Origin of the sequence: Aeromonas sp. 604282, from assembly GCF_049170575.1 — a bacterium.
Lineage (GTDB): Bacteria > Pseudomonadota > Gammaproteobacteria > Enterobacterales > Aeromonadaceae > Aeromonas > Aeromonas veronii_A.
The window spans coordinates 16,459-31,718 of sequence record NZ_JAAKMV010000012.1 but is presented as its reverse complement, the minus strand read 5'-3'; the positions used below and the strand labels follow the sequence as shown (position 1 = coordinate 31,718).

The following is a 15,260-nucleotide window of genomic DNA, read 5'->3' as shown; positions in this document are numbered from 1 at the left end:
TATGCGGCATGAATTTGATAATTTTAATTCATTTCTGGCAGGTTTTGCTCAACTCTATACTGTGAGCCGGTTCACAGAAAGACGATGATCATGAAAGCCCTCTGCTTGCGCTGGTTACAGACTCCCTTCCAGATTGTGTTGCTGGCAGCCATCTGGCTGCTGGCCGATACCGCGGTGCGTACCCTCCATCTGCCGCTGCCCGCCAACCTCACCGGCATGTTGTTGCTGCTGGCCTGCATCCTGCTCGGAGTGGTCAAGGCCGAGTGGTTCAGTGCCGGTGCGCGCTGGCTGCTGGCCGAGATGCTGCTCTTCTTCGTGCCCGCCGTAGTTGCGGTGGTCAACTATCAGGATCTACTGTTGCAGGAGGGGTGGCGCATCATGGTGGTGCTGCTGGTGAGCACCACGCTAGTGCTTGGCACTACCGCGCTGGTGGTGGATCGGGTCTACCGCCTCGAACTGAAACTGGCCCGCCGGAGTCGCCGTCATGTCTGATACCCTGCTCGGGCTGATCTGCTTCGCCCTCACCCTGCTCTTCTACTACGCCAGCAAATGGCTCTACGGCAAAAAGCGGATCCTGCCGCTGATGCCGCTGCTGCTGGCGCCGACCCTGCTAGTGGCCGTGGTGCTGCTGTTCCACATCCCCTATCAGGATTACATGGCGGAATCCCACTGGCTGCTCTGGCTGCTGGGCCCCGCCACCGTCGCCTTCGCGGTGCCGGTCTACGAGAACCGCCAGCTCATTCGTCGCCACTGGCTGTCGCTGTCGGTCGGAGTGGTCGCCTCGGTCATCATGGCGGTGGGGAGCACCGTGCTGCTGGCCCGCTGGCTGGATCTCTCCGACATGCTGCAACGCAGTCTGGCGATGCGCTCCATCACCACGCCGTTTGCGGTGGAGGCGACCCGCGCCATCGGTGGTCAGAGCGACCTCACCGCGCTGTTTGTGGTGCTGACCGGCGTCATCGGCATGGCGGTGGGGGAGAGCGTGCTCACCGTGCTGGCCATTCGCAGTCGTCTCGGCAAGGGGGCGGGGTTTGGTGCCTCGGCCCACGGCGCCGGCACCGCCAGGGCCTATCAGATGGGCAACGAAGAGGGGGTGGTCTCCAGCATGGTGATGATGATCGCCGGCATGGTGACCGTGTTGCTGGCGCCCCTGCTGGGCCGGATGTTCTGGTAGGCCGAGCTTCCCTTTACAAGGCTGCTCGTCCCGGCGCTACACTCTAGTGAGCGTGTATTTCCGGGATGAGCAGTATGACCTTTCATCGCCTCGCTTCCTGCTTGCTGCTGTGCAGTCTCTTCCTCTTTGCCAGTCCCCTACGGGCGAGCAACGTTTTTACCCACATCAGCCCGGAGAGCGACCGGGACTTGCGTACCCTCTATTTTCGCGACCTGTTGCAACTCGCGCTGGAGAAGACCCGCGACAGCTTCGGTGACTACGAGCTGCGGGTGGCGCCGCCGATGAACCGGATCCGGCTGCGACAGGTGCTGCAAACCAATCTCTATCCCAATCTGTTTGCCGTCGATACACCACAGCCCGCTAGCGGCGAGGCCCTCGACTATGTCCGCTTCCCGGTGGAGCTCGGCATCCTCGGCTATCGCATCTGCTTTGTCAGTCCGCAGCAAGCGAAGACGATTGCCAGCGTGACCCGCTTCGATCAGCTCAAGCAGTACCAGAACGTGCAGGGGCGTGGTTGGCAGGATGTTGCCATTCTGCGGGCGGCCGGTTTGCAAGTGCAGGAGGTGGACGGCTACGAGCGGCTGTTCAAGCTGGTGGCACGTGGGCGGGCCGACCTCTTTTGCCGCGGCGCCAACGAGCTCTTCGCCGAGCTGGAGCAGCACCGTGATGTGGCCGGCCTCATCGTGGAGCAGCGTATCGCCTTGCACTACCCCTTCCTCCATCTCTTCTACACCTTCAAGGGGAATCAGGCGGGGATCCGGCGCATTCAGACCGGGCTCAAACTGGCGTGGCAGGATGGTTCGCTGCAGCGGCTCTGGCTGCACCACTTCAAACCCTCCCTTGAGCGGGCCAGGCTCCACGAGCGCAAGCTGTTCGAGCTGCCCAACCCCCTGCTCAAGGGGATCGACTTTGATTACGACGCCTATCACTACGATCCGGTGATGGGGCGTTTCGGCCCCGGTTTGCCCTGAGTGAGTTAAGCGCACGGCCAGCCCTGCGGCTGGCCTTTTTACAGTAAAAATCATGCCTAAATGGAATGTTTTTTATTATTTAAATTCATTTTTTGCAGGTTTGTTCGCTGCATATACTGGTAGTCGCTTGACGGTATCGGCGCACTCCAGTTGTCCTATCCGTCCAGCAGGCGTCTTGGTGCCCAGCATGAAGGCGTCCATCACCGATCGGGGTATGCCCCGAATTTTTTACCGCTGACGGAGCCTTCACATGTTCTCTTCTGCTACCAGCGCACTCATTGTCGAAGGGGGCGCCATGCGCGGCATCTTTGCCAGCGGCGTGCTCGATGCCTTCGTGGAAAGCCACCACTACCCGTTCGATTTCGTCATGGGCGTCTCGGCCGGTGCCACCAATCTGGTCTCTTATCTGAGCGAGCAGCCGCGCCGCAGCCACCACATCATCACCGAGCTGGCTTGCAGTTCCCGGTTTCTCGATCCCCTGCGCTTTGTCAAAGGGGGCGATCTGGTGGACATCGGCTGGCTGTGGCAAGCCAGTCGCCATCGCTTCCCGCTCGATCTCGAGACTTTCTGCGCCCGCGACATTCCCTTCTATGCGGTGGCGACCGATGTGGCGAGCGGCAAGGCCATCTATCTGCCGGTGCGGCCCGACAACATGGATGAGGTGCTGACCGCCACCTGCGCCCTGCCAGTGGTGCAGCACGATACCCCCTGCGTCGATGGTCGCCCGATGGCCGATGGCGGGATCAGCGACTCCATTCCGGTGATCGAGGCCTATCGGCGCGGTGCACGGCGGATGACAGTGGTGCTGTCGGAACCCCGGGGCTATCGCAAGAAGCCGGCCCGTTTCTGCTGGATGGTCAAAGCCTTGCTGAAAACCCAGCCTGCACTGGCGCAAGCTATGCTGGAGCGGGATCGCGCCTACAACCGGGCGCTCGATTTCATCGCCAATCCCCCTGCCGATTGCGACATCGAGGTGATCGCGCCACCGACCGATTTCATGGTCTCCCGTTTTACCCAGGATCCGATCAAGCTGGAGTCCGGCTATCTGCAGGGCTACTGGCAGGGGCGCCAGAGCGTGCTGCGGGCAGTCAGGACTGTACGTGCCGCTTAGCGGCAACCTGGTGTCTTTAAACGTTGCCACCCTCTGAGGCAGGTCACTGAATCGGGCAAGCAAGAGTGGTTAAATGGTCGGCTTACATCTTGCCGGATATTGCTGTGACCATGCCATCTGACCTTCAGCCGCTGCTCGCTTGGCCTGACTATCTGCAGGCATCCTGGCTGCGCTGCGCCCACCAGACCAGTGCCACCCTCTGGCACCCGCCCCACAGCGCCAAGGGGCAGACCTTGCAGAGCCTGCGCCAGCGTAAGCGGGATCTGCTCACCACCGGCGAGATGGCCCTCGAAGATCTCTACGAATTTATGGAGGGGCGCCCCTGCGCCCTGCTGCTCACCGACGAGAGCGGCTGCCTGCTGGCCCAGACCGGCCACCTCGACACTCTGCGCGAGCTGGCGGCGCTGGGGTTTGGCCCCGGCGCCTTTTTCAGCGAGGGGCGCATCGGCACCAATGCCATCAATCTGGCGGCGCTGGAGGGAGTGCCGCTCTGCGTCAGCGGCCCCCAGCACTTCAACCAGACCCTCCACCCGTGGCACAGCTGTGCCAGCCCGGTCTACAACAGCAATGGCCGTCAGGTCGCCATCATTGCCCTGATCTGCAAGGTGGAAGAGGCGAGCGCCGGCGATCTGGCGCTCACCGTCAGCGCCGGGCGCGAGCTGGCCCATCTGCTGCAGATGGAGACCCTGATGCAGGAGTCCCAGCACCACCTGAGCGAGCTCTACGCCCTGCTCGATGGCATGGATGACGGTGTGCTGGCCTGGGATCCGCAGGGGCGGCTGCGTTACCTCAACGCGCTGGCGGCCAACCGGCTGCGGCTCGATCCGGCGCTCTGTCTCGGCCAGCCGCTGGAGCAGCACCTGTTGTTGCCCCAGCGGTTGCAGCTGGCCATCAAGGGGCAGACGCCGCTCAGCCATGTGGAGGTGACGCTGGAGCGGCTTGGCGCGCAGGAGGGGGAGTTTATCAATGCGCTGTTGAGCCTCAAGCCGCTGCCGGGGCCGGAGGGGGTCAGTTTTATCGCCCTGCTGCACCCGGTCGATCGGCTGCGGGCCATTCATCAGCTGCGCCAAACGGTGCCCGAGCTGTCGGCGTTGGTGGGGGAATCGAGCGCCATGCGCAAGCTGCTGCGCTACGCCCGGCAGGCGGCCCAGAGTCAGGGGCCGATCCTGCTGCGCGGCGAGGAGGAGGTGGGCAAGGCCCAGCTGGCGGAGGCTATTCACTTTGGCAGCGAACGGGCCGCCGGGCCGCTCATTACCCTCAACTGCAAGGCGCTGCCGAGCGAGCGGATGGCGCTGGAGCTGATGGGCTCCGACGAGGCGGGGCAGGAGCGGGCAGGCAAGTTCGAGCTGGCCCACGGTGGCACCCTGGTGCTGGAGCAGGTGGAGTGCCTCTCTGCTCCCATGCAGGCAGCGCTGCTGCAACTGCTCAAGACCGGCCGCATCCAGCGCTTCGATTCGGCCCGCATCCTGCCGCTCAAGGTGCGGATCATCGCCACCAGCAGCGCTCCGCTGGAGCAGCTGGTACAGGAGGGGCTGTTTGGCCGCCAGCTGCTCTATGCCTTGCAGGCGTGCGAGCTGTGGCTGCCGGGATTGCGGGAGCGCAGTGCCGATCTGCCGGGCCTTATCAGCCAGCAGTTGGCGGCGCAGGGGCGCGAGCCGGTGCGCCAGTTCAGTCCGGCGGCCCTCGACTGCCTGCTCGCCTATCCCTGGCCCGGCAATCTGGGGGAGTTGCGCAGCGCCGTTGAGCATGCGCTGCTTCATGCCGGTCAGGGGCCGATCCCGCCCGAGGCGCTGCCCGCCGCCATTCGGCACGGCTATCAACGGGTGGCCGACGAGGTGGTGGGGCAACCGCTGCTCACGCTGGCGGAGCTGGAGCGGCAGGCCATCCTGCGCTGCGCCCATGCCTGCAAGGGGCAGGTGAGCCAGATGGCCCAGCATCTGGGTATCAGTCGCACCACACTGTGGCGACGGCTCAAACTGCTCGAGATCGATCCCGCCGACTATCACGGCTGACGGCGAGCCATTGCGAACCGGCCAGCAGAAAATGAAAAGGCCCCGCAGATGCGGGGCCTTGTTATATAGCAGGTCAGTGGTGGCGTGGTTACAGCCCCAACTGGTGGGCGGTGACGATGGCCGCCAGCACATCCTCGGCGGTGACCTTGAACGGCATATTGTGGATGGTTTCGCCCTCGGCGGTGGAGGCTTTGGCCACCTCCATCAGGCGCGCCATATCCAGCTCCTTGACCCCCATCATATACAGGTTGGTCGGCAGGCCCACCGAGCGGCAGAAGCCCAGCACTGTCTCGATCTCCGCCATCGGCGCATTCTCCAGCACCAGCTGCACCAGGGTACCGAACGCCACCTTCTCACCGTGATAGAGGTGGTGACACTCGGCCAGCTGGGTCAGGCCGTTGTGGATGGCGTGGGCGGCGGCCAGCCCGCTGCTCTCGAAGCCGATACCGCTCAGATAGGTGTTGGCCTCGATGATGTTCTCCACCGCCTTGGTGCAGAGCCCCTGTTCTACCGCCAGCTTGGCCTTGTAGCCATCGGCCAGCAGGGTCTTGTAGCAGAGCTCGGCGATGGCCTGCGCCGCCAGCGTAGAGGCACCACCGGCCATGGTCTGGCAACCGGAGACCTTGTTGGCGCGCGCCTCGAAGTAGGTGGAGAGCGCATCCCCCATGCCGGAGACCAAGAGCCGCACCGGGGCGCGGGAGACCACGCCGGTATCCATGATGACCATGTTGGGGTTGGTCGGGATCATCAGGTATTCGCTGAACTGGCCTTCCGGGGTGTAGATGACCGCCAGCGCGCTGGTGGGGGCATCGGTGGAGGCGATGGTGGGCACTATGACCACCGGCACCTTCTGGTAGAAGGCGACCGACTTGGCGGTATCCAGCGTTTTGCCGCCGCCGATGCCGATGATGACGTCAAACGGGGTCTGGTTGCAGCGGGCCAGCAGGCGGTCGATCTCGGGGCGGGAGCACTCGCCGTTGAAGCAGTCGAACTCCGGCTTGATCCCCGCGCCGTGGAAGCTGGTGGCCACGGTATCGCCCACCAGCTTGGTGACGAAGGCGTCAGCCAGGATCAGCGGCTTGCTGCCGAGCGCTTTGACGTAGTTGCCGATATTGGCGAGGGCCCCGTTGCCTTGCACGTATTTGCTGGGGCTGATGATAATGCGGTCCATATTCTATCCCTCTCTCTTTACTAATTAAGAATCGGGGCGAAGGGGCGGCTGTGCCGGGGACTCCTTCGTCTTGAATGGTGCTGCACAGGCTCAGCGAGCGAGTGCAGCCCCTTGAAACAATGGTGTGCGGCGTCAGTCGCCGAAGCGCTCGTCGGCCAGCTGCTGGAAGCAGGCCAGGGCGGCGCTGGCATCCTCGCCGCGCGCCAGCAGGGTGAGCTGGTCGCCCTGACGCACGTTGAGCATGGCGAGCCGTGTCAGGCTGCGGGGATTGGCCTCTTTATCCCCCTTTTGCAGCTTGAGTTCAGCGGCAAAGGGCTTGAGGGCGGCTACCAGTCGGGCGGCGGGGCGCACATGCAGGCCGTGGGGGTTATCGACCATCACCTCGCAGCGCAGCCAGCCGTCGTCGGCAACGGGGGCCGTCTCGGTGGCGGCCTGCGCCGCGCTGGCTGGCAGCATCGCCTGTTTCGGGCCCAGCGCGCCGAGCGCCTCGGCGGCGACCTCATCCAGCGTCAGGCCGGAACCGGCCGCCACCACGGCGGCCAGGGTGCCCTCCACCAGCGGGGCGGGGCAGAGCCGCACCCTCGCGCTCAGCTCCGGGGGCAGCAGTTCGAGGGCGGTCTCGGCGCTCAAGAGGGCGCTGCCCAAGTCCATCAGCACCAGCACGCCGCTGCCGTCGTCCGCTTCTTCAATCGCACTCATCACGGCGATGGCATCGGTGCCGATGGGGTGGTCGGGGTCATCGACCCCGGCCGCCAGCAGCAATCTGGCCGGGCTACCGAGCTGGTCGGCCAGCGCTTTCAAGCCGGCCGCCAGCAGGGCGCTGTGAGAGACAACTACGATTCCGATCATGTCACAACCTCGCTCTGTCACGCAGGGCGGTCAGCAGCAGCAGGGTCGAGGTGGCCCCGGCATCCTGATGGCCGATGCTGCGCTCGCCAAGATAGCTGGCGCGCCCCTTGCGGGCCTGCATCTGGATGGTGGCCTCGGTACCGGCTGCGGCGGCTGCCACCGCCTTGTCCAGCGCGTCGTTGAGCGGCAGATCTTGCTGCTGAGCCTGTTGCAGGGCGGCCAGTGCCGGCCACCAGGCATCGCACATGGTCTTGTCGCCCGGCTCGGCACGGCCGCGCGAGACGATCCCCTCGACCCCGTCACTCAGCATTTTGCACAGCTGACTGAGGCTCAGGCTCTGGCAGGCGTCGGTGCTGGCCGCGGCCCGGATAAAGAAGGTGCCGTAGAGCGGGCCGCTGGCACCGCCAACCGAGGAGAGCAATGTCATGCCGGTGGTTTTCAGCACCTGACCGATATCCTTGTCCGCCACTGCGGGCAGTTTCTCGGCCACTTTGGCGAAGCCGCGCTGCATATTGAGGCCGTGGTCACCGTCGCCGATATCGGTATCCAGCGCGGTGAGGTAGTCGCGCTGCTCGGTAAAGATGTGTTCGCAGTCGAGCAGCCAGTTGACGATGTGATGCTTGCTTAACATGGGTTCTCCTTAGCAGCCGCGACGCAGGGCGGGGGTGTGAACGGGGGCATCCCACAGGGTCATCAGCTCATCATCCACCTTGAGCAGGGTGATGGAGATGCCGGTCATGTCGAGGGAGGTGCAGTAGGGGCCGATCAGGTTGCGCACCAGATGGATGCCCGCCTCCTCGCACAGGGTCGCGAGGCGACCATAGACACCGTAGAGCTCTGAAATCGGGGTGCCGCCGAGGCTGTTGACCAGCGCGATAACCCGATCACCCTTGTTGAGCGGTTCGATAAAGGTGTGCTCTTCCTGCCAACTGCCGCTGGTGCGATCCCAGTGGCGCAGGGTGCGACCATAGGGGGTGTTGTCAGCAAGCTCGCTGAACATGTCATCCACCAGGGTATTGAGGTCGGTGAAGGGGCGGCGCTCGATGCCCGGTTCGCCATGGATACCGACGCCGAACTCCAGCTCGTTGTCCGCCAGAGTGAAGGAGGGCTTGCCAGCGGCCGGCACGGTGCAGGCATGCATGGCCACGCCTATGGTGCGGCTCTGGTTGTTGATGCGACGGGCCAGCGCCTCGCAGCGGGCAAGGTCATAGCCCGCCTCGGCTGCGGCACCGACCAGCTTCTCGCACAGCACGGTCGTGGCAACCCCACGGCGACCGGCGGTGTAGAGGCTGTCTTTGACCGCCACGTCGTCATCGATCAGGGCGAAGCCCACTTTTACACCATCGCCGTGCAGCAGCTCGACCGCGGTCTCGAAGTTGAGCACGTCGCCGGTGTAGTTCTTCACCAGAAACAGCACGCCCGCGCCGCCATCAACGGCCTGACCGCACTCGTACATCTGATCCGGGGTCGGGGAGGTAAAGATCTCGCCGGGGCAGGCGCCATCCAGCATCCCTTTGCCCACCAGCCCGCCGTGCATCGGCTCGTGGCCGCTGCCACCGCCGGAGACCAGCGCCACCTTGCCCATCACGGGGGAGTCGGCGCGGGTGATGTAGTGGGGTTCGATACGTACCTTGAGCTCGGGGTGGGCGGCTGCCATCCCCATCAGTTGTTCACGGACCACGGCATCGACGGCATTGATCAGTTTCTTCATGGCTCACTCCTTGGCTTGCCACCGCTCGGGTGGGCAAATGGTTGATGGAGCCAGTCTAACGACAGAAAAAGGGATAAAAATGACGGGCGATTTGGTTCGGATTTGAAACAGCAGAAGGGGGATGGGTGTTTCAATCTGAAACGGCGCAGGGCTGGCGGGCGGGAAACTGTTAGCTGACTCACAGCCATGAAAAAGGGCCCCGCAGGGCCCTTCGCTATAACCGGAATATGTGGATGGGTTAGATGGCCCAGCCACCGGCATAGAAGATCACCAGCGCCAGGGCGATGATGACGGTGCCGACGTTGAGCTTCTTCCACTCGGCAGCGAAGATGCGGCCAACGACCAGCGCCACGAAGCCCAGCATGATGCCGGTCACGATGTTGCAGGTGAGCACGATAAAGACGGCACACAGCATGCCGGAGAGCGCATCGACCGAGTCGCTGAAGTCCAGCTTGGTGACGTTGCCCAGCATCAGCAGACCGACATACATCAGCGCCGGTGCGGTGGCGTAAGCCGGTACCAGATAGCTCAGCGGGGAGAGGAAGATCATCAGCAGGAACAGCACGCCGACCAGTGCAGCGGTCAGACCGGTCTTGCCACCGGCCGCGGTGCCTGCGGCGGATTCGATGTAGACGGCCGCCGGAGCACCGCCAACGACGCCTGCCACCATGCTGCTGACGGAGTCGGCAGTCAGGGCCTTGCCGCCGCTGATGATGTGGCCACGCTCGTTGATAAGGCCAGCCTGACCGGCCACGGCACGGATGGTGCCGGTGGCGTCAAACACGGCGGTCATCACCAGCGCCAGCACGGTCGGAATGACCACCGGATTGAGGGCGCCCAGCAGATCCATGCTGCCCACCAGTGAGCCCTTCTCACCGGTCAGGCTCGGCATGGCGAAGAAGCCCTGCCAGGTCACTTTCGGGTCGAAGATAAGGCCGAGGATGGAGATGGCGATAATCACCATCAGGATGCCGCCCGGCACCTTGCGACGTTCCAGACCGAAGATGGCGGCCAGACCCAGCACCGTCATGATGACCGGGAAGGCGGTCACTTCACCCAGTTGTACCGGCAGGCCAGCTCCTTCGTTCTTGATCACCATGCCGACGCCGTTGGTGGCGATCAGCAGCAGGAACAGACCGATACCGATGCCGGTACCGTGAGCGATGCCGGAGGGGAGGTTATCCAGGATCCACTGGCGCACGCCGGTGATGCTGATCAGGGTAAACAGCACACCCATCAGGAAGATGGCGCCCAGCGCGACCGGAATGCTCAGTCCCTGACCCAGCACCAGACTGAAGGCGGTAAAGGCGGTGAGAGAGATGGCGCAACCGATAGCCATCGGCAGCTTGGCCCACAGCCCCATCAGCAGGGAGCCGAAGGCGGCGATCAAACAGGTGGCCACAAACACCGGGCCCTGCTCAAAGCCGGCAGCACCCAGCATATTCGGCACCACTATGATGCTGTAGACCATCGCCAGGAAGGTGGTCAGCCCCGCGACCAGCTCCTGACGCACGCTGCTGCCGCGCGCAGAAATGGAAAAATAAGAGTCCAGAAAGCCGCCAGTCCCTGTTTGGGCGGCCATATCTTGCTTTGCCATAACTAATCCTGAAAGTGTGAAGGAAATCGTTTGCGTTGGTGGCGCGCAAAATAGCAAGAATTCGCGGCAAATACAGCGGATAACCGGACTTTTTCGTCACTATTTTACATTTTGAGTCCATTCGGAGCTCATTCTAAGACTCAAGCGGTGAGAGCGTGTAAGGGAGGGATCAAGCGGTTGGGAAGGGTAGGTCTGTGAGGAAAAAGCGGGGAAAAACAAAAAACCCGCCGAAGCGGGTTTTTTTAAATTCTTGCAGAGCTGTCAGCAGTTGGCATAAGCCATCAGCAGCATGCTCCGGCTTGAATTACAGACCAACTACGTTGGCAGCAGCCGGGCCTTTCTGGCCTTGCTCGATGGTGAACTCAACGCGCTGACCTTCGTCCAGGGTTTTGAAGCTGGTGGACTGGATAGCGGAGAAGTGTACGAACACGTCTTTGCTGCCGTCAGCCGGGGAGATGAAACCAAAACCTTTCTCAGCGTTGAAGAACTTAACGGTACCAGTCATTTTGTTAGACATAATAATTTCCTTAAATAGTGTTGAATGCCACCTAAATGGCAATTTTTGATTTTTCGTCAGCAATACGTATGGGGAGCACTAAAGAAGGAGAATTATTTGATAAGAATTATCCGAGGATAACGCTTATGCTAATCACTGCTTTACTAAAATGACTGCCTAACATAATCAGGTCTGAACTGCCGAACCATCGAGAAAGATTAAAACACGCTCTCATTTTTAAAGCAAACTTTATCTCGATATTAATGTTTTGTAACAGCCTGAAATCTCATTTTTCGTAGTAAAAATGATGTATTTCAATGGTATAGGAAAAGCATCCGAGACACATGCCATTCTGTAGAAAGTCAGATTCGGCTTTTTTCCCCTGACTGTGTAGCCAGTTCTGGCAAAAAAGATGAGAAAAAAGAAAAAATGGCGATAGACGGGGATTGTCAGTTTGCGTTCTCTCTAACCCATAATGTGAATCACCTCTCAGCTGCTGCGATTAGCGACTGAGAAGCAAATCAATGGCCGCGCCCAATCGGGATCATCGAGCATCGCCCAGACATGCAAACGCCCGCAGGCACCAAGTGCCTGCGGGCGTTTTGCAAGAAGGGGTCAGCGCTTGCTGCGAAACTTGTTGCTGACCGAATCAATCCAGCTGAAGGTTTCCGGCAGTACCTGATTCTTGGCGCGCTCTTTGGCTTTTTCGCGAGCCAGCTTGGAGGCTGCCTTTGCCGCTTCGGCGCGATCCGCCACAATTTTCAGGCGACCCTCTTCGCGGATCTTGTTCCGCTCTCCGTTGGTCAGCTGGTGGTCTGCATTGGCTTGTGCTTTTTGCAATAACAAGGCTATCTCGGCCTTTTCGGCCTCGGTCAGATCTTTCATTTCCAGCTTTTTCACGGCGCGCTCCTGCGGCAGGGTGGTTAGACACCCTAACACAGTTGTGCCGATCACTTCTTATGCAATCGGCTTTCCGGCAGTAAAAATGCGGGTTTGTGCCAACTTTCCGTTCTTTCGCTGCTACTTTCCCGCCTGTTTGCCACATTTCAGTTTATGGCGAGCGGCGAGGGCAGCTCTTGCTCCTCCGGCTCGACATGGATGAGCACGATGGCGTGGGGCAGCTGCTGCATGATGGCGTGCTCGATGCGATCACAGATATCGTGGGCTTCGCTGATGCTCATCTCCGGGGGCAGTGTGAGGTGGAAGTCGATATGGCGGCGGCGACCGGCACGACGGCTGCGCAGGTCGTGAAAACCGCTGGCGGCGGGGCAGCATTCGGTGATGATGTGGCTGGTCATCACCAGCTCTTCCGGGCTCATGCTCTGGTCGATCAGCGGCTGGAAGGCCTCGTTGAGCATACTTATCGCCTCTTTGACAATAAAGATGGCGACCGCCATGGCGACCAGCGGGTCGAGGATGACGAGGGAGTGGCCAAACAGGCCAGCCAGCCAGATACCACCAAGACCGGCTGCCACGCCAGCTGAGGTGAGCACGTCCGCCTTGAGATGAAGCGCATCGGCTGCCAGGGCGACCGACTCCTCCTCTCGGGCCACTTTGTAGAGGTAAGCCGAGACGCCGCTGTTGACCAGCGCCGAGATCACCATCACCAGCACGCCCCAGCCAATGCTCTCAATGGGGCTGGGGGTGATCAACTTGTCGACGGCTTCGAAGATGATCCAGCCCGCGGCCAGCAAGATAAGCAGTGCTTCGATGACGCCGGAGACATTTTCAATCTTGTCGTGGCCATAGGGGTGCCGTTCATCAGGCGGGAGATCAGACTTTTTCACCGCGAACAGGGCGATCAGGGCCGCCACCAGATCCATGGCGGAGTGGATCGCCTCCGAGATGATACTGACCGAGCCGCTGGCGAAACCGGCCACCACTTTCATGGTGATCAGGCTGATATTGGAGCAGACCGACACCATGGCTGCCCTGGTTTTTCTGTTCATGTCACAGCTTCCTGCATATAAAAGGATATTTTGGTGCGGTGGGCATTATATCGGTCTGACAGCAAATAACGCTATTCAGAGTTGTAACTTGATGTTTCCAGTGATATTGCGAATGCTTATTAAAACGGTGGTCACTTGAATGACAATAAATAACAAGAGGGATTTATATTTATCCGTGAAAATATCCAGGTAACGATGGCTTAATATAAGCATGACAACATTTAATAATGCGAATTACTCTTTTTTGGTCTTTCCTGTCGAGGTTGTTTGGATTCGGCACTCAGGAGTAGCTCACTGCATTTTTTGGCCGACCATGAGACTGGATCCGGATGCCACTGGGGGGTATGCTGGGTCTGGTGATGGTCTTGCACCATCGCACCAAGCGTACTGAAGTCGATAATTCGGATGGCATGCTGGCTCCCTTGGGAACCAACTGTCTGGGTAACATTTTTGGAGTTTGATGATGAGTAACAAAGAACATCACAACGGCAAAGATGCCAAGAAAAAACCGCAGATGTCACTGAAAGAGAAACGCGAAGCCAAACGTCAGAAAGCAGAACTGAAAAACGGCAGCGCAATGAAGTAACGCTCCTCCTACTGTTGTTCCTCCGGAGCCAGTACAAAGCCAGCCCTTACCGGCTGGCTTTTTTGTTTGTGGTTCAAGGTGTAGCGCCATATGCCGCAAAAATTTGCCGATAGCGACCATCACTGTGCATCTTCTCAAGCTCTCGATTAAACAGGTTGCGGGCATCTGCCGCGCGAAAGGCAAAGTGATAAACCGTTGGTGAGAAGAGATCCAGCTGTCTTATCTGATCGCGGTCATATTTTTCGCCACTCTGACCCGAGGCAACAAGCTGATCCAGATAGTAGTAGAACACCCGCTCTTCCAACACAATGGCATCGACTCTACCGCGCAGCAGTTGATGAACCTGTACCTGTTGTTTGGCTACTTCCTCGTAGTGAGGATTCTGATTAACCATGTTGGCGAAGGTTTCTCCCAAAATGATCCTTGCCCGCTGAAATGCGGTGACCCTCATGGTGGAGAGCTGGTCCAGTGTGCTGACCTGGCTGCTGCGCAGGGTGAAAATCCGGTTATGGAAAGTAATGACGGGGCGTGTAAGAAAGAGAGGATCAACCATGCCTGGTCGGACGTTGATGATGGCGTCCAGCTTGCCTGACTCGAACAGGCGGAAAGTGCGTTCCAGTGGCAAAAACTCAAAACTGGGTTCATAGCCACTCCCGGCAAATGCTTCTTTCAGCAAGTCCAGCTCTATACCACGGGTATTTTGTTCGATCACATAAGGTGGGATCGCAAAGCTGACCCCTACTTTGAGTGGTTGCGCCAGCAATGTTCCGGAGAGCACACTCGCCAGCAGCAGGACGAACAGGGTAATAGGCTTCATCGCACCTCTCACAAAGTGCTCCTGTTGAGGATATCTGCCACTCTAAAATGGGTGGCCGCTAAAAGTTATACCTCTCTTGAGTTGAGCAGGTGGCTTTGTTCCAATAAAAAGACCCTGATTTGACAGGGTCTTTTTTTGTCATGTTCTTTTTAGAATGGAATGTCGTCGTCGAAATCCATCGGCGGTTCGTTATAGACCGGTGGCGCGGATTGCGGCTGCTGGGCCGGGCGGCTATAACCACCTTGCTGTTGCATGTTTTGCTGCGGAGCCGGCGCAGGGCGCGGCTGGTTCATCGGCTGCTGCATGGCTTGCTGTGGTTGACCCCAGCCACCTTGTTGACCACCCATGTTCTGGCCCATGCCCTGACCGCCTTGCGGACGGCCACCCAGCATCTGCATGACGCCGGTGAAGCTGTCGACCAGCACTTCAGTGGTGTAGCGCTCCTGGCCACTCTGATCCTGCCACTTGCGGGTCTGCAGTTTGCCTTCGACATAGACCTGTGAGCCTTTCTTCAGGTACTCGCCAGCCACTTCGGCCAGCTTGCCCATGAAAACGACGCGGTGCCACTCGGTGCGCTCTTTCTGCTCACCGGTCTGTTTGTCGCGCCAGGTTTCAGAGGTGGCCAGAGTAATGTTGGTCACAGCACCGCCACTCGGCATGTAGCGTACTTCCGGGTCTTGCCCGAGGTTACCGATCAGAATGACTTTATTGATGCCTCGACTGGCCATAATCTCTCTTCCACCTTTATATTCCGGTCAGGCAAGGCCTGGACCCACTAAATAAGTTACCGCGCTTTTTTCATGACCATGTCGTTAT

General features: G+C 60.1%; 16 protein-coding genes. 6 read left to right on the top strand and 10 right to left on the bottom strand.

Features of this window, described 5'->3' with window-relative positions; translation table 11 throughout:
- Positions 1-90 precede the first annotated feature (90 nt).
- From G5367_RS14430 to dhaR, 5 genes are all read left to right on the top strand, one after another.
- Positions 91-492, top strand: a complete 402-nt coding sequence (locus G5367_RS14430; RefSeq protein WP_040069042.1) for a CidA/LrgA family protein — start codon at positions 91-93, stop codon at positions 490-492.
- Complete coding sequence (locus G5367_RS14425) at positions 485-1,174, top strand: LrgB family protein (RefSeq protein WP_005341581.1); 690 nt, start codon at positions 485-487, stop codon at positions 1,172-1,174. The genes G5367_RS14430 and G5367_RS14425 overlap by 8 nt, the downstream gene beginning before the upstream one ends.
- 74 nt (positions 1,175-1,248) lie before the next feature.
- Entirely contained in the window at positions 1,249-2,145 is an 897-nt protein-coding gene (locus G5367_RS14420) for a hypothetical protein (protein ID WP_421244503.1), read from the top strand.
- Between the two features lie 250 nt (positions 2,146-2,395).
- Complete coding sequence (locus G5367_RS14415) at positions 2,396-3,256, top strand: patatin-like phospholipase family protein (RefSeq protein WP_421244502.1); 861 nt, start codon at positions 2,396-2,398, stop codon at positions 3,254-3,256.
- Positions 3,257-3,366: 110 nt separating this feature from the next.
- Positions 3,367-5,268 (top strand): dihydroxyacetone kinase operon transcriptional regulator DhaR, encoded by a 1,902-nt coding sequence (gene dhaR, locus G5367_RS14410; protein WP_421294546.1) that lies wholly within the window; start codon positions 3,367-3,369, stop codon positions 5,266-5,268.
- A gap of 88 nt (positions 5,269-5,356) precedes the next feature.
- Here the strand turns inward: dhaR and G5367_RS14405 are convergent, their stop codons facing one another.
- The 8 genes from G5367_RS14405 to G5367_RS14370 form a co-directional block, all read right to left on the bottom strand.
- The gene (locus G5367_RS14405; protein ID WP_201952807.1) at positions 5,357-6,439 is read right to left on the bottom strand and encodes a glycerol dehydrogenase; all 1,083 of its coding nucleotides are present in this window, start codon (positions 6,437-6,439) and stop codon (positions 5,357-5,359) included.
- Positions 6,440-6,571: 132 nt separating this feature from the next.
- The gene (gene dhaM / locus G5367_RS14400) at positions 6,572-7,288 is read right to left on the bottom strand and encodes a dihydroxyacetone kinase phosphoryl donor subunit DhaM (RefSeq protein WP_201952803.1); all 717 of its coding nucleotides are present in this window, start codon (positions 7,286-7,288) and stop codon (positions 6,572-6,574) included.
- Position 7,289: 1 nt separating this feature from the next.
- Entirely contained in the window at positions 7,290-7,919 is a 630-nt protein-coding gene (gene dhaL, locus G5367_RS14395; protein WP_201952800.1) for a dihydroxyacetone kinase subunit DhaL, read from the bottom strand.
- Between the two features lie 9 nt (positions 7,920-7,928).
- Positions 7,929-8,999 carry a dihydroxyacetone kinase subunit DhaK gene (dhaK, locus tag G5367_RS14390; RefSeq protein ID WP_005340163.1) on the bottom strand — a complete coding sequence of 357 codons (1,071 nt, stop codon included), beginning with the start codon at positions 8,997-8,999 and terminating at the stop codon, positions 7,929-7,931.
- Positions 9,000-9,237: 238 nt separating this feature from the next.
- Positions 9,238-10,596: an NCS2 family permease gene (locus G5367_RS14385; RefSeq protein ID WP_421244500.1), complete on the bottom strand. Its 1,359-nt coding sequence runs from the start codon at positions 10,594-10,596 to the stop codon at positions 9,238-9,240.
- A gap of 304 nt (positions 10,597-10,900) precedes the next feature.
- Entirely contained in the window at positions 10,901-11,113 is a 213-nt protein-coding gene (cspE, locus tag G5367_RS14380) for a transcription antiterminator/RNA stability regulator CspE (protein WP_005316548.1), read from the bottom strand.
- A 594-nt stretch (positions 11,114-11,707) separates the two neighbouring features.
- Positions 11,708-11,992, bottom strand: coding sequence for a DUF3811 domain-containing protein (gene yjbD, locus G5367_RS14375; protein ID WP_005340165.1), 285 nt, complete (start codon positions 11,990-11,992; stop codon positions 11,708-11,710).
- Between the two features lie 146 nt (positions 11,993-12,138).
- Positions 12,139-13,041 carry a cation diffusion facilitator family transporter gene (locus G5367_RS14370; RefSeq protein WP_421251059.1) on the bottom strand — a complete coding sequence of 301 codons (903 nt, stop codon included), beginning with the start codon at positions 13,039-13,041 and terminating at the stop codon, positions 12,139-12,141.
- Positions 13,042-13,501: 460 nt separating this feature from the next.
- Here G5367_RS14370 and G5367_RS14365 point away from each other — a divergent pair, with 460 nt between their 5' ends.
- Positions 13,502-13,627 carry a hypothetical protein gene (locus tag G5367_RS14365; RefSeq protein ID WP_019445191.1) on the top strand — a complete coding sequence of 42 codons (126 nt, stop codon included), beginning with the start codon at positions 13,502-13,504 and terminating at the stop codon, positions 13,625-13,627.
- Between the two features lie 73 nt (positions 13,628-13,700).
- On the opposite strand, the gene G5367_RS14360 is transcribed toward G5367_RS14365, so the two are convergent.
- Positions 13,701-14,444: a substrate-binding periplasmic protein gene (locus tag G5367_RS14360; protein ID WP_041233983.1), complete on the bottom strand. Its 744-nt coding sequence runs from the start codon at positions 14,442-14,444 to the stop codon at positions 13,701-13,703.
- A 149-nt stretch (positions 14,445-14,593) separates the two neighbouring features.
- Positions 14,594-15,172 carry a single-stranded DNA-binding protein gene (locus G5367_RS14355; protein ID WP_005341559.1) on the bottom strand — a complete coding sequence of 193 codons (579 nt, stop codon included), beginning with the start codon at positions 15,170-15,172 and terminating at the stop codon, positions 14,594-14,596.
- Between the last annotated feature and the right edge of the window lie 88 nt (positions 15,173-15,260).

What these genes read in the sequence shown, in the direction of transcription:
- G5367_RS14430 (WP_040069042.1), top strand. Translation starts at nt 91, where the DNA reads ATGAAAGCCCTCTGCTTGCGCTGGTTACAGACTCCCTTCCAGATTGTG.
- G5367_RS14425 (WP_005341581.1), top strand. Translation starts at nt 485, where the DNA reads ATGTCTGATACCCTGCTCGGGCTGATCTGCTTCGCCCTCACCCTGCTC.
- G5367_RS14420 (WP_421244503.1), top strand. Translation starts at nt 1,249, where the DNA reads ATGACCTTTCATCGCCTCGCTTCCTGCTTGCTGCTGTGCAGTCTCTTC.
- G5367_RS14415 (WP_421244502.1), top strand. Translation starts at nt 2,396, where the DNA reads ATGTTCTCTTCTGCTACCAGCGCACTCATTGTCGAAGGGGGCGCCATG.
- dhaR (WP_421294546.1), top strand. Translation starts at nt 3,367, where the DNA reads ATGCCATCTGACCTTCAGCCGCTGCTCGCTTGGCCTGACTATCTGCAG.
- G5367_RS14405 (WP_201952807.1), bottom strand. Translation starts at nt 6,439, where the DNA reads ATGGACCGCATTATCATCAGCCCCAGCAAATACGTGCAAGGCAACGGG.
- dhaM (WP_201952803.1), bottom strand. Translation starts at nt 7,288, where the DNA reads ATGATCGGAATCGTAGTTGTCTCTCACAGCGCCCTGCTGGCGGCCGGC.
- dhaL (WP_201952800.1), bottom strand. Translation starts at nt 7,919, where the DNA reads ATGTTAAGCAAGCATCACATCGTCAACTGGCTGCTCGACTGCGAACAC.
- dhaK (WP_005340163.1), bottom strand. Translation starts at nt 8,999, where the DNA reads ATGAAGAAACTGATCAATGCCGTCGATGCCGTGGTCCGTGAACAACTG.
- G5367_RS14385 (WP_421244500.1), bottom strand. Translation starts at nt 10,596, where the DNA reads ATGGCAAAGCAAGATATGGCCGCCCAAACAGGGACTGGCGGCTTTCTG.
- cspE (WP_005316548.1), bottom strand. Translation starts at nt 11,113, where the DNA reads ATGTCTAACAAAATGACTGGTACCGTTAAGTTCTTCAACGCTGAGAAA.
- G5367_RS14370 (WP_421251059.1), bottom strand. Translation starts at nt 13,041, where the DNA reads ATGAACAGAAAAACCAGGGCAGCCATGGTGTCGGTCTGCTCCAATATC.
- G5367_RS14365 (WP_019445191.1), top strand. Translation starts at nt 13,502, where the DNA reads ATGATGAGTAACAAAGAACATCACAACGGCAAAGATGCCAAGAAAAAA.
- G5367_RS14360 (WP_041233983.1), bottom strand. Translation starts at nt 14,444, where the DNA reads ATGAAGCCTATTACCCTGTTCGTCCTGCTGCTGGCGAGTGTGCTCTCC.
- G5367_RS14355 (WP_005341559.1), bottom strand. Translation starts at nt 15,172, where the DNA reads ATGGCCAGTCGAGGCATCAATAAAGTCATTCTGATCGGTAACCTCGGG.